The sequence below is a fragment of the Glycomyces paridis genome (assembly GCF_004912155.1).
GTDB lineage: Bacteria > Actinomycetota > Actinomycetes > Mycobacteriales > Micromonosporaceae > Glycomyces > Glycomyces paridis.
On sequence record NZ_STGX01000018.1, the window covers coordinates 81835 to 94838 of the forward strand.

Here is a 13004-nt window from a genome sequence, read left to right on the forward strand (position 1 = left end):
GGTCGGGGCGTTCGCCGAGGGCGAGGCGGGCGCCGACGGTCCCGGAGTCGATGCCGTTGGCGAGCAGGCCGAGGTAGGGGATGAGGTCGCCGCCGAGGCGGCCGTTGATCTCCACGAGGACGGGGCCGTCCGGGGTGAGCTTGAACTCGGTGTGGGTGCTGCCGTGCCGCCAGCCGACGGCGTCGTGCGCTGCCTGGAGGTGGGCGAGCAGGTCGGGGTCGCGGAGCAGGGGGTCGTCCGCGTCGACGGTGTGGCCCATCTCCTCGAAGTACGGCTCGGGTCCGATGACCTTGCGGGCCAGGAGGTACGGGCGGCACTCCCCCTCGTGGACGGCGGCGTCGACGCTGATCTCGGGCCCTTCCAGGTACTGCTCCAAGAGGAGGGTGCCGTCGTTGGTCATGCCCGCCTGCATGGTCGACCGCGAGGCGGCGACGGCGGCGGCGAGGCCACCGGGTTCGTCCACTTTGATCACGCCTTGGCTCGCGCCGAGGGAGACGGGCTTGACGACGAGCGGGTAGCCGATGCGGGCCGCCGCGGCGGTGCCGTCGTCGCCGGGGGCGAGGACGGCGAAGGCGGGTTGGGGCAGTCCCGCGGCGGTGAGCGCGCGGCGGGTCGCGGACTTGTCGCGGACCGCGCGCACCGCCTCGGGCGAGGGGCCGGGCAGGCCGAGTTCGGCGGCCGCTTCGGAGGCGGCCTGGATGGCGGCCTCGTGCCAGCAGTAGACGCCGAGGACGCGGTGCTCGGCGGCGACGCGGCGCACCGCGTCGAGGGCTGAGGCGGGGTCGTACACGTCGCAGACACTTCGCCCCGCAAGGTACTTCGTCTGCCAGGTCGGTTCGGCGGGGTCGAGCGCCCACAGCGGCACGCCCTGCTCGGCCGCGGAGGCAAGAAGGTACTCGCGGAATTTCTCGTGCCCGGTCCCCATGATCAGCAGCAGGTCCATCGGCGGCTCCGTTTCTTCTTCAGGGCAGGAGGAGTCCCTGCTCGGTGAACGCGTCCCGGGCGCCCGGCTGGTCGAGGACGCCCACCTCCTCGAACAGGCGGAGGGTCTTGGCCGCGGAGTGCCGGATGCCGGCCAGCACCTTGTCGCTCGAGAACGAGTCGGCGATGATGTCGGCGGTCTTCGAGGGCCCGAACCCGGCCGACAGGAGGGCGTCGCGGGCCGGGTCGGTCGCCGGGCGCAGCGACCGCAGGACCAGCGGCGGCAGGTAGTGGGCGACGCGGCGGCGCAGCGGCGGGTCGAGCTGGCTCCACAGGTGCTTGAAGAACGCGCTGAAGAACGCGTGGTGGCGCCCTTCGTCGATCGCGTGCTCGCGCACGGTCTCGCGCATGATCGTCACGACGCTCTCGTCGGGCGGGATGTCGGAGAGGATCGAGGTCACGAGCGTCTCGAAGACGACCACCTGGAGCAGTTCGACGAGCCTGCGGTGCTGCGGGAAGTCCTCCCCGACCGCGTCGAGCCCGGCGATGAACGGCCCGAAGTCGTAGTCGAGGGCGGGGATCTCGGAGCGGCCCGCCAACTGGTGGAGCACGTCGAGGCTGTACAGCGAGTGGTAGCCCTCGTCTACGACGATCTTGTAGGCGTCCATGCGGGTGGTCTCATGGAGGTGGAGCCCGCTCGACCCGTCGGCGATCTTCTGCGAGGCCCGCACGACCACCGCGACCTCGAAGTGCATCGTGAAGCGCAGCCACTGGAAGGCGTGCTGCGCGGTCAGGTAGCGGCGCAGGACCGGGTCGCCGGGGTCGACGAGGGGATGGTCGAGGTGCGGCACGAGGTGCTCGGGGAAGAACGCCTTGTGGATGTCGTCCTCGGCGTCGATGAGCTTGCGGTGCTCCGACCGCACCCCGGCGCGCTCGTACCAGTTGCGGAACGCCTCGATCCGCGGCATCGGGTCCCGGCCTGCGAACACCGCTACTCCCCGGTCCTCGCCGGGTGGTCCGCGGGCAGGTCCCTCCCGGGCTTGGAGACCAGGTACCCCTCGATGTAGAGGTGGTCGATCTCGGTGCGCGCGAAGGTTCTCAGCGCGTCCTCGGGGGTCTCCACGATCGGCTCGCCGTTGTCGTTAAACGAGGTGTTGAGGACGATCGGCACGCCCGTGAGATCGGCGAAGCGGCTGATCAGTTCGTGGTACTCGGGATCGGCCGCGGCGTCGACGGTCTGGACGCGGGCGGTGCCGTCCACATGGGTCACCGCCGGGAGCGCGTCGCGGCGCTCGGGGAGGACTTCGGGCACCAAGAGCATGAAGGGGCTCTCGCCGCGGAAGTCGAACCAGTCCTCGACCGCCTCGGCGAGCACGGAGGGCGCGTAGGGGCGGAACGGCTCGCGGTGCTTGACGGTCTCGTTCAGGTAGTCGCGCACGCGCGGGTGGCGGGGGTCGGCGAGGATCGAGCGGTGACCGAGGGCGCGCGGGCCCATCTCGGAGCCGCCGTTGACCCAGGCGACGATCCGGTGCCCGGCGAGGAGCTCGGCGACGTCGGCGATCGGGGCCTCGCGCCATTCGAGCACGTCCCGGTACGCGTCGAGCGCGTCGAGGACCCGCTCCCGGGGGTAGCGCACTCCGTATGCGGCCGTAGTCATCTCGCCGCGCCGCTCCTGGCCGCCTTCCAGAATCCGGTGCCAGCCGTACAGGGCCGCGCCGACGGCGTTGCCGGAGTCGCCGGCGGGCGCGGGGATGAAAACCTCCTCGAAGGGGCCTTCGGCGCGCACGCGGTGGTTGGCGACCGAGTTGAGCATGACGCCGCCGCCGAGGCAGAGCCGGGTCTCGCCGGTGCGCCGGTGCGCCTCCGCGGCGAGGTGGAGCATGGCCTGCTCCAGCTCGTCCTGGACCTTGCGGGCCACGTCCTTGGCGAACGCGCAGTCCCAGCGCCGCTCGGTGAGCGACTCGAACTCGGCGCCCTCGTCGGCGGCGATGCCCTTCCAGATCTGTTCGAGGCCGTCCTGGGAGACGGTGATGTCGAAGCCGTCGAAGGTCAGCCACTCGCCCCAGTCCGGGCGCGGAGTCCCGTAGGGCGCCAGGCCCATCGTCTTCCCGGCCTCGGGGTAGCCGCCGCATTCAAAGACGCCGAAATCCGGGGTCCCGTACCGGGTGGTGAACCCGAGCTTCGCGGTGAAGAAGTCGTAGAACAGCCCGAGGCTCATGTCGCCGTAGTCGACCGGGTACTCCGTGGCCGCGACGCGGGTGAGTTCGGTGCCGCTGCCGGTGAACAGGGTGTGCTTCTCGACCATGCCTCCGGCGGAGCGGCTGCCGGCCTGGTCTACGACGAGGACGGCGGCGCTGTCGAACGGCGAGGTGTAGAACGCGGTCGCCGCGTGCGCGAGGTGGTGCGAGGGTTGGGGAAAGGCGTGGACCTTGCTCTTGTCCTTGAGCGGCAGGTCGCGCAGGATGCGCCGCACGGTGCCGTCGCCGAGTGGCCGATTGCCGACGATGAGGTCGACCTCGTCGACGCCGATGCCGGCCGCGTCGAGGCAGTAGGCGATGGCCTTGATCGGGATGATCTTCGTGAGGCGCTCGAAGTGGCCCTGCACGAGGAAGCCCTCGGAGTGCTTGATGCGGTCGAGCCGCTCTTCTTCGACCGCCGCGAGGACCACGCCGTCCTTGACGATGGCCGCCGAGCGGTCGTGGCTGAGGTTGACGCCGAGGATGTAAGGCATCGGTTGCGCTCCAATGGTGGTGGGAGGGAGGGTCTGCGGTGGGGTCGGTCAGCTGTCGCGGCGGTAGAGGAGTCCGTCGCTCCAGACGAGGTCCACCTGCCCCCAGGCGACGGCGGACGCGACGTCGGGGAAGAACCCGCTGCCCTTGAGGTTCGCGCTCGTGTTGCACAGCACCGGAATGCCGCTGGCCGCGTGGTAGGCCTCCAGGATCCGGCGCACCGCGCCGTCGCCGGGGCCGACCGTCTGGAGCCGCGCGGTGCCGTCGAGGTGGACGATCGCGGGGACGCGGTCGAGCCATTCGGGCCGGACCTCGTGGTCGAAGAGCATGTACGGGTCGGGGGTGCCCGGACTGAAGACCGCGGGCGCGTGCTCCTCCAGGCAGATCGGGGCGACGGGCCGGTACGGCTCGCGGTCCTTGACCTCGTTCAGCAGGTCCTTCATCGACGGTGAGACGGCCGGGGCGATGATCGATCGCCCGCCGAGGGCGCGGGGCCCGAGCTCAGCGCGGCCGTCGAGGACGACGCAGGCCTGTCCGGTGCGGTGCAGGAGCCGCCCGAGCTCGCCCGCGTCGAGGGCGGTCGTGCTCCACCCGGCGGGGACACGCGGGGTCGGCTTGAGGTCGGGTCCGAGGCGCACGTCCCAGGCGACCGGCGCCGCGGGGTTGTCGCGGCCCAGGGCCGCCGCGCCGATGGCCGAGCCGGAGTCGTTCGGGAAGGGCGGCACCCACACCTCGTCGAAGAGCTCGACCTCCCGGAGACGGGAGTTCCACTTGATGTTGAGCGCGCAGCCGCCGACGAAGCAGAGCTTCCAGGGGCCCTCGCCCTTCCAGTCGATCACCTTGGAGCGCAGGTGCTCGGTGAGGAGGCGTTCGAGGAGGACGTGGACGCTGGCGAGGACGTCGGCGTCGGTGGCCTCGCCGCCCTGCACGAGTCGCTGGACCTCGCCGAAGTACCGGTGGAGGTGGTCCAGCACGGGTTCGGAGGTGGACCCGAAGCCGCCGACCGCGTTCCGGTAGCCGACGGCGACCGGACCGTCCCCGGTGAAGAGCTCTTCGAACTTCGCCCGCAGGACCGTGATCACGTCCTCGTTCGGGGTGCCGAGGGCGATGTAGGCCATGAGCTTGCCGGCAACGGAGAGGTCCTCGTTGACGGACTCGGGCTTCTCGTCCCATTGGAACGGTCCGAAGTGGTGCGCCGCGGCGGCGTACGCGTGGCCGGTGAGGGGGAACAGCGCGCCGCCGTTCTCCACGGTCCCGTCGGGGTCGACGTGGTAGAGCCGCGGGAAGGAGCCGCCGTCCCACACCAGGACCAGCGCGGGCTCGCCGATCTGCCCGAAGGGGCTGAGGCCGTACGCGCTCGCGACGTGGCCGGCGACGTGTACGTGGCTGGTGTAGGGCCGGGGGCGGCCCGCGATCGGCAGGGTGCCGTCGTGGCCGGGCTCGAAGAGGTTCGGCACGGCCTCGGTCTCGCGGTAGGGGGCGAGCTGGAGCAGCAGCGGCTCGCCGTCCGCTTCGAGGCTCGCCTGGCCGTACTTCGCGCCGTCCCAGCCGTCGACCACCCAGCGGTCGACCTGGTCGGGGCTGTAGCCGAACTCGGCGAGCAGCTCGGTGACGACGGCGAGGTCGGCGACCTGGCTGTGCCGCGCGGCGTTGCCGAGCTTCTCCATCTCGACGCTGAAGACGAGCCGGTCGCCGTCGATGAGCGCGACCGCTCCGTCGTGGGTGAGTTTGAGGCCGCAGACGATCATGCGTCCGCCCTTCTCGATTCGTGTCCCTTGGCGAGCAGGGACTCCAGGTTGTCGAGGACGTGGTAGGAGTCGGCGACGAGCAGGTCCGCGGAGGCGGTGCGCAGGAAGAAGATGCCGCCGTAGCCGAGCGCGCCGCTGGTGAGGTCGTAGGCGGGCATGGGGGTGCCCGCGGTGATGCACAGGCCGGGGACGGCGGTGACGGTGGTGGCGGGGTCGATCACGCCGGTCCAGTCCACTAGGGACTCGTCCCAGGCGGGGTGGTCGCTCCAGGGGCGCCCGGCCGAGTCGGTCGCGATGAGCGAGAGCGATCCGGCCGCGCCGGTCGCGTCGCGGTCGGTGAGCATGGCCGCGGGCGGGTCGACCGGTTCGCCCAGGAGCGCGTCGGTGAGCATCCCGACGATGTCGATGCCGAAGCAGTGCTCGATCTCGGGGGCGACCATGACGCCGCCGAGCCGGGCGGCCGACTCGAGGACCGACAGGCGGCCGTCGGCGCACAGCTTGAGTTCGGTGTGGGTGCCGCAGGTGCCGAGCCCGAGGGCGTCCACGGCGGCGCGGGCTGTCTGTTCGATCTCGCGTTGCGCCGCTTCGGGAAGCGCGCAGGGCGCGAGGTTGCTCAGTTCGGTGAACGGCGGGATCGTGGGGATGCGCGAGGTGATGCACACGGGGTGGTAGACGCCGTCGACCACGAGGCCCTCGACGCTGAGGTAGTCGCCGTAGCCGCTGCCGGGCTCCCACCAGGACTCGATGGTGGCGTCGATGACCTCCTCGACCAGGAAGTCGGCGTCGGCACCGGCGGTCTGCATCTCGGTGTAGCCCGCGTCGAGCGCCTGGACCATCGCCTCGTTCGCCTTCGCCCACGCGCCTTCGAGGTCGGCTTCGCGTTCGAGCACGAGCTGGCCGATGGCGCCTGCGCCCCACGCGGATTTGAGCAGCATCGGCGCCGTCAGCTCGTCGAAGGCGCGGCGCAGGTCCTCAGCGGAGTCGACGACCCTGAAGCGCGGCACGGGGACGCCGGCGTCCTCCCACACGCGCCGCATGAGGCGCTTGTCCCTGGAGCGCACGGCGTTCGGTCCGGCGCCGCGCAGGCCCAGCCGGGCGGCGGCCTCGGCGACGGCGATGACCGCGAACTCGGAGAGAGTCACGATAGCGTCGGCGCCGATGCGCTCGGCCTCGGCCACGATGAGGTCCACGAGGTCGTCGCCCGCGACCTCGACGTCCCACCGCGGGGTCACCGAGGCGCAGTGCTGGCTCCACAGTGGTTGTGTATGCTCGGGCATCGGCTTCAATGCGAGTACGTGCAACTCGCCTTTCGCCGCGATCTTCGGGAATGCGTACTCGAGTGGGGCGCCGCCGCGCGAATAGACGAAGAGAACCCTTTTTCCGGGCACGGCAGTCTCCCTGCTGTCAGTCGGGATGGATCGCGGTCGACGAAGGTCCGGACCGCATTCCGGGCGCGTCCGTGGTCGCAATGTGATCTGTTTTCCGCAGGCGCCGAGGCGCCCTGAGCCGTAGACGATCGTATGAGACATGGGAGCGTGTGTCAAGCATGCCCGTCAATATGATTCCACAGTGACGACCGCGAACCAGACGCTATTACTGGTGCGTAATCGAATCGGCGTTGCCGGATTCACCTCACAGGACGAACTCGCCTTCGTGCGTTCCACCAGGTCATCCCGTGCCTCGAAATATGACCACCGACATAGGCCCGGCGCCGCTGCAGCCCCGGCAGAGCGGTTGAGCACCGCGTTCGCCCGCGATCGTGCCGCCGCCATCGGATTCACAACCGACACAGTAGTATCGGGGTGCACCTTGCGCCCCTGTGGATCCCGATGAATGGGAGCGCTGTACCGCCGAATTCGTTCTCCGGTGCTACACTCGCGCCCTTTCGCCGAAGTCGGCGACATTCGCCGGCGGTGCATTAAGGAATGGCGATCGCGTCGCCTCGCAGTAGTCATGCGGCGCGATACGTCGCGGGTCGCGGCGACGGACCGCAGATGTGCGTCACCGATTCGCTATCGCTCCGATCCCGATCATGGAGTTCCGCGAGTTCAGCCGCGTATTCGTGCAGCAGATCGGGAACGCAATAGCGTCCGGGCCGGTCTTCGCAGACGAGGTGCATGGAGGCGAGTTCGCGCAGGAGCGCGCGGGTCTGTTCGATCGGGATCGCGGCGAGGCTCGCGGCGCCCGGTGCGGTCCAGTGCGGTTCGGGGTGCGCGCCCAGGCGCCGGAACAGTTGGGCGGCATCGGGTCGCAGTGCGCGGTACGACCAGGAGAGGACGGCTCGGAGGTCGGTCTCGGGGTCGAAGACGGTGAGCGCGTCGAGGCGGGAGGATTCGAGTTCGGCGGCGAGGGCGTCGAGCGTGAGCGCGGGGCGGGCGGCAGCCCGGGCGGCGGTGACGGCGAGGGCGAGGGGCAGCCCGGCGCAGGCGGCGAGGAGGCGCGGCATCGCCTCGGGCTCGGCGGCCGTTCTCGCTGCGCCGAGGCGGCGTTCGAGCAGTGCGCGGGACTCGGCTCGGGTGAAGGGTTCCAGCGGCAGGAAGCGCACCTCGTGTGAGACGGCCAGACCGACCAGGTCGTTCCTGCTGGCGACGAGGGTGCGGCCGCCGCCGGGCCCGGGCAGGAGCGGGCGCACCTGGGCCGCGTCGCGTGCGTTGTCGAGGATCAGCAGTCGCGGGGTCCGCGCGAGCGCCTCGCGGTAGAGGGCCGTGCGGGCCTCGGGCGCCGAAGGCTCCCCGGCGAGGTCGACGCCGAGCAGTGCCAGGAGACGGTTCGTCGCCTCGGCGGGTTCGAGCGCGTTCTCGTTCGGGCCGAAGCCCTGGAGGTCGAGATGCATTGCGCCGCTGGGGAAACGTTCGGCCGCGCGGCGGGCCCAGTGCAGTGCCAGAGTCGTCTTGCCGATCCCGGCGGCCCCGGTGACGACCGTGACGGCGGAGCCGGCCTCGGCGTCGAGCGCCGCGAGGGCGGCGTCCCGGCCGGTGAACGCGGCGACGGGCGGCGGCAGATGCCCGACTCGGTCCGTTCTGGCGGGCTTGAGGTCGGGGTCGTCGCGGAGGATCGCGGTGTGCAAGTTGAGCAGGGCGGGGCCGGGGTCGGCGCCGAGGTCCTCGGCGAGACGCGAGGCGATCTGGGCGTAGACCGCCAGCGCCTCGGGCGAACGTCCGGTCCGGTGCAGGGCGAGCATGAGCTGGGCCGTGAACGGTTGACGAAGCGGGTGTTCGGCGACCAGGAGGCGCAGTTCGGTGGCGGCGGACTCGTGGTGGCCGAGTTCGACTTCGAGGTGGAACCGTTGCTCCAAAAGCGACAGCCGCTCCTCGTCGAGGCGGCGCGAGAGTCCTTCGACGAACCGGCCGCCGAGTCCGGCGAGCGCGGGGCCGCGCCATTGGGCGAGGGCCGCGCGGAGGGCGCGCAGGGCCGCGGGGCGGTCGCCGCGGTCGCGGGCGCGGCGGGCCTCGGCGGCGTGGCGGCGGTATCGCAGCAGGTCGAGTTCGTCTTCGGCGACATCGAGGAGGTAGCCGCGGCCGGAGGTCCGCAGCCGGTCCCGGCTGTTGCCGAGGACGCCGCGCAGGCCGCTGACGACGTTCTGGATCTGCTGCTGCGCCGTCTCGGGCGGGGTGCCGTCCCACAGCGCCGCGACGAGGCGGTCGACGGGGACGGGGACGGGGACGCCGGTCTCGTGCAGCAGCACCGCGAGCAGTCGGCGCTGGTGGTCGCCTCGCGGCGACGGCGACCGGTCGCCGTCGCGGATCTCCAGTGGACCGAGTATCCGGAACTCCACGGCACCTTCCTAACTGCGGTTCGGACTCGTCCTCCGCGGCCCGAGGGCGGGCCGCGGAGGACGGGCGGTGCGGCGGGTCAGCGGTCGCACCAGCTCTTCATCTCGGCGCCGGAGAGGATGCCGATGACGATGAAGGACATGACCGCGCCGAGGCAGCTGCCCACGTAGGTGCTGGTGAAGTCGGCGCCCTGGGCGGCGAGGTCGTTGTAGGTGCCCTGCATGGCGCCGAAGCTCAGGACGGCGAGCGCGAGGCCGACGATCTCCAGGGTGATCACGCCGGTGCGGGCCGACTGGCGGCGCTGCGGCAGCCGCACCGCGAACACGGCGTAGAGGATCACCCAGACGATGGTCTGGACGACGCTGAAGGCGACGAAGCCGTCGTACCAGTCGGGCAGCAGCGCGGCGGCTTCGGGCATCCCGTTGAGCGCGTTGACAAGGGTGATGAGGCCGAAGGTGGCGCAGATGCCGAGGCCGAAGCGGATCCAGAGCAGGACCACGACGAACTTCCCGCCGCCGGGCATCTCCGAGAATCCGAGGGCATCGGGGTGGTGGTGGGACATCGCAAGGGCTCCAAGGGTTCGGGGTGGGCGGTCCCGCACCGGGCGGTCCGGGACGCGTGCAGTCTCGGTCCGCCCGCTACGGCCCCGATACGGATGCGCTAACTGGGGGCGTGCGGGCGCGATGCCGTTCCCGTACGGGCGTGCGCCAGACTCCGGAGCTCCGTCCGGGCGCGGTCGACGCGCGCGGGCGATCGCACCGACGAAAGGCCCCCATGTCCTATCCCCCGCCCGGCCCGAACGGACCGCACCATCCCGGCGCGCAGCCCCCGCAGCAGTTCCCTCCCGGCCCGAACGGGCCGCCTCACCCCGGCGCGCAGGTCCCGCAACAGTTCCCGCCCGGGTACGGCCCGCCGGGCGGGCCGCCTCCCGGTCAGTACCCTCCCGGGCCGCCGCCGAACGGCGGCAACGGGTTCCCGAAGGTGTACCTCGTGCTCGGGGCGGTGCTGGTCCTGGTGCTCGCCACGGCCGCGGTCGTCCTCACGAAGGTGTTCCAGTCCGATGAGGACCCTCCGGCGAGCCTCGTGACGAGCGAGGCCGAGCCGAGCACCGAGGAGGAACCGACGACACCCGCCGAGGAGCCCACCACCGAGGCCGAGCCCTCCGGGGCCGCGCACGCGCTGGTCGAGGACGTCTGCGAGGTGATCGAACCGGAGGTCTCGACGTACATCACCGTGGACGACGAGGAGACCGAGGCGGGCATCAACGAGTTCTTCGGCGGCTCGGAGTGCTACATGACGGCCGTGCTGGAGGCCGGCGAGTTCTCCACGGCCTCCTTCTACGTCACCCAGAAGGCCGACCAGGAGGACCTGGAGGCCGCCGCCGGCGACTACGAGTTCGACCTGGGCCTCATCAGCGCGAGCTGCACCGTCACCGAGGACGTCGAGGGCCCGTGGGAGCAGGCGGTCTACTTCTTCGGCTCGCAGGAGGACGGCTGCGCCTTCCTCGGCTACACCCACACGCTCCTGGTCCTCGACGGCAACATGTTCATCCAGGCCGAGATCGTCTACGGCGACGAGGAGAGCGACGGCGCCGCCGAGCTCGCCGTCCTGACCGGCCTCGCCGAGGCCATCACCGAGGCTTCGATCCCGTAGCCGCCCGCCCGAGGCGCCGCGGGCGGCGTCTCGGGCGCGATCCACGGATCGACGAACCCTGGTTGTGCCGCAGGCGGCGGTGCATCGTGGTTGTCTGGGCCGGGACGCTAGGGGGAACGCCATGACACGTCACATCGCCGAGGTCGCACTGCGGGATCTGAGCGGAAAGCGCGCCGTGGTCACCGGCGCGAGCGACGGCATGGGGCTCGGCATCGCCGAGCGCCTCGCCGCCGCTGGCGCGGAGGTGGTCATGCCCGTGCGCAACCCCGCCAAGGGGGAGCGGGCCGCCGAGCGCATCCGCGCGGCGGTGCCCGGGGCCGCGGTGGTGCTGCGGAGCCTGGACCTGTCCTCGCTGGCGTCGGTGGGCGCGTTCGCGAAGGAGATGGCCGACGAGGGCCTGCCGGTGCACGTGCTGGTCAACAACGCGGGGGTCATGACGCCGCCCGACCGGCAGACGACCGCCGACGGTTTCGAGCTCCAGTTCGGCACCAACCACCTCGGGCACTTCGCGCTCGTGGCGGGTCTGCTGCCGCTGCTCCGGGCGGGCCGGGCCCGGGTGACCTCGCAGGTGAGCGTCGCGGCGAGGCGCGGGCGCGTCAACTGGGCGGACCCGAACTGGGAGCACGGCTACCACGGGCGGCGCGCCTACAGCCAGTCGAAGATCGCCTTCGGCCTGTTCGGACTCGAACTCGACCGCCGCAGCCGCGCCGCCGGCTGGGGCGTCTCCAGCAACCTCTCGCATCCCGGCGTCGCCCCCACGAACCTCCTCGCCGCCCGGCCCGAACTCGGCCGCGACCGCGACACCGCCGCGGTGCGCCTCATCCGGGCCCTCTCGGCCCGCGGCGTCCTCTTCGGCACCGTCGAGTCCGCCAGGCTCCCCGCGCTGCTCGCCGCAACCACCGGCGAACCCGGAGTCCTCTACGGCCCCAAAGGCCCCGGCCACCTCGGCGGCCCGCCCGCCCCGCAGCCCCTCTACCGGCCCCTGCGCCCCACCGACGACGCCGCCCGCGTCTGGGCCCTCTCCGAACGCCTCACCGGCAGCGCCTTCCCGACCTGAACTGGCGTTCAGCGACCTTCGGGCACGGGCAGTTCCGGGAAGGCGAGGGACGCGGCTAGGTAGAGGGTGGCGAGGACGGTGAGGACGGTGAGGGTCGTGGCGGGGCGGTTGAGAGGGCCGAACCAGCGGGCGACGAAGGCGGCGCCGTTGGAGGGGCGGGGGGCGTCGTGGTGGCCGCCGCTGGAGTTGGCGACGGCGGCGGTGAAGGTGAGGAGCGCGGGGGCGAACCACCAGGGGTCGAGGGTGAGGGCCATGATCGCGAGGACGGCGAGCGGGACGAATTCGAGGACGCCCGTGGGGAAGTCGGAGGGGTCGTCGCGGATCGCCGCGGGGAGGCTCACGGCGGCGAGGGCGCCCGCGGCGGCGAGGACGACGCCGATGGGGTTCGCGCCGGTGTGCGCGGCCACGAGGGCGGCTCCGGTGACGGCGGCTCCCGAGAGCAGGAGCGGGACGGGGCCGTTGTCGTAGCAGTCGTCTTCGAAGCGGCCGGCGACGGCGGTGAGGTGGAGCATGACCCCGGCGGCGGTGAAGAGTCCGATGTAGGGCTGGGTGGCGGTGCCGATCCACAGGCCCGCGGCGGCGGCGAGGCTGTAGGTGAGGAGCGCGTCGAGGCCCGCGCCGCGCTGCTCGTCCCGGTGGTCGAGGTTCCAGCCCTGGGCGGCCATCGCGGCGAGCAGGGACCAGGCGCCCGCGGCGACGGGCAGGAGGAGGCCGGCGTGCTCGGCCGCCAAGCCCCGCAAGGGGATCGCGGCGACGACCGGATCGGGGATCGTCACCGCCGCGGCGATCGCGAGGGTGCAGGCGAGCGGCAGGCGGATGTTGCGGACGGCTTCGAGCGGGTGCCCGGCCAGGTCGGGCCAGGTCCAGACCGCGGGGGCGCGGCGTTCGCGCTCGGCGGCGGCCGGGCCGGTCACGGTCATGGCGATGATCGAGGCCATGCCCGCGAGGACGGCGCCGGTGGCGGCGATGGCGAGCGCGGCGGTGCCGGTGAGCAGGTTGACGACGGAGCCGGCGAAGGTGGCGCCCATGGTCAGGGTGCCGACCGCGACGGCGGCGACGAGGACGGGGCGGCGGGCGCGGAGCCCGGTCGCCTCGGGTTCGGTCATCGTGGCTCCGGTCGTGT

General features: G+C 72.0%; 10 protein-coding genes. 2 read left to right on the forward strand and 8 right to left on the reverse strand.

Translation table 11 applies throughout. The features are described from left to right. From E9998_RS21040 to E9998_RS21070, 7 genes are all read right to left on the reverse strand, one after another. Positions 1-943: ATP-grasp domain-containing protein (locus E9998_RS21040; protein ID WP_158299919.1), on the reverse strand; the 943-nt coding region annotated here is incomplete at its 3' end. A gap of 19 nt (positions 944-962) precedes the next feature. Beyond that, positions 963-1910, reverse strand: coding sequence for a diiron oxygenase (locus E9998_RS21045; protein ID WP_136531663.1), 948 nt, complete (start codon positions 1908-1910; stop codon positions 963-965). 2 nt (positions 1911-1912) lie between these two features. Next, positions 1913-3652 (reverse strand): carbamoyltransferase family protein, encoded by a 1740-nt coding sequence (locus tag E9998_RS21050; protein ID WP_136531664.1) that lies wholly within the window; start codon positions 3650-3652, stop codon positions 1913-1915. A 48-nt stretch (positions 3653-3700) separates the two neighbouring features. Next, entirely contained in the window at positions 3701-5398 is a 1698-nt protein-coding gene (locus E9998_RS21055) for a carbamoyltransferase N-terminal domain-containing protein (protein WP_136531665.1), read from the reverse strand. Continuing rightward, positions 5395-6675 carry an ATP-grasp domain-containing protein gene (locus tag E9998_RS21060; RefSeq protein WP_158299920.1) on the reverse strand — a complete coding sequence of 427 codons (1281 nt, stop codon included), beginning with the start codon at positions 6673-6675 and terminating at the stop codon, positions 5395-5397. The genes E9998_RS21055 and E9998_RS21060 overlap by 4 nt, the downstream gene beginning before the upstream one ends. Positions 6676-7349: 674 nt before the next feature. Further along, positions 7350-9173, reverse strand: a complete 1824-nt coding sequence (locus E9998_RS21065) for an AfsR/SARP family transcriptional regulator (protein WP_136531667.1) — start codon at positions 9171-9173, stop codon at positions 7350-7352. A 77-nt stretch (positions 9174-9250) separates the two neighbouring features. Continuing rightward, positions 9251-9733, reverse strand: a complete 483-nt coding sequence (locus tag E9998_RS21070; protein WP_136531668.1) for a hypothetical protein — start codon at positions 9731-9733, stop codon at positions 9251-9253. Positions 9734-10161: 428 nt separating this feature from the next. On the opposite strand from E9998_RS21070, the gene E9998_RS21075 reads away from it, so the two are divergent. Together E9998_RS21075 and E9998_RS21080 are read left to right on the forward strand one after the other, a co-directional pair. Further along, a complete protein-coding gene (locus E9998_RS21075; RefSeq protein ID WP_136531669.1) occupies positions 10162-10824 on the forward strand; it encodes a hypothetical protein in 663 nt (220 codons plus the stop codon). A 121-nt stretch (positions 10825-10945) separates the two neighbouring features. After that, complete coding sequence (locus E9998_RS21080; protein ID WP_136531670.1) at positions 10946-11881, forward strand: SDR family oxidoreductase; 936 nt, start codon at positions 10946-10948, stop codon at positions 11879-11881. A gap of 8 nt (positions 11882-11889) precedes the next feature. On the opposite strand, the gene E9998_RS21085 is transcribed toward E9998_RS21080, so the two are convergent. Beyond that, positions 11890-12987 carry a hypothetical protein gene (locus E9998_RS21085; protein WP_136531671.1) on the reverse strand — a complete coding sequence of 366 codons (1098 nt, stop codon included), beginning with the start codon at positions 12985-12987 and terminating at the stop codon, positions 11890-11892. Positions 12988-13004 lie beyond the last annotated feature (17 nt).

What these genes read in the sequence shown, in the direction of transcription:
- E9998_RS21085 (WP_136531671.1), bottom strand. Translation starts at nt 12,987, where the DNA reads ATGACCGAACCCGAGGCGACCGGGCTCCGCGCCCGCCGCCCCGTCCTC.
- E9998_RS21050 (WP_136531664.1), bottom strand. Translation starts at nt 3,652, where the DNA reads ATGCCTTACATCCTCGGCGTCAACCTCAGCCACGACCGCTCGGCGGCC.
- E9998_RS21070 (WP_136531668.1), bottom strand. Translation starts at nt 9,733, where the DNA reads ATGTCCCACCACCACCCCGATGCCCTCGGATTCTCGGAGATGCCCGGC.
- E9998_RS21060 (WP_158299920.1), bottom strand. Translation starts at nt 6,675, where the DNA reads ATGCCCGAGCATACACAACCACTGTGGAGCCAGCACTGCGCCTCGGTG.
- E9998_RS21055 (WP_136531665.1), bottom strand. Translation starts at nt 5,398, where the DNA reads ATGATCGTCTGCGGCCTCAAACTCACCCACGACGGAGCGGTCGCGCTC.
- E9998_RS21080 (WP_136531670.1), top strand. Translation starts at nt 10,946, where the DNA reads ATGACACGTCACATCGCCGAGGTCGCACTGCGGGATCTGAGCGGAAAG.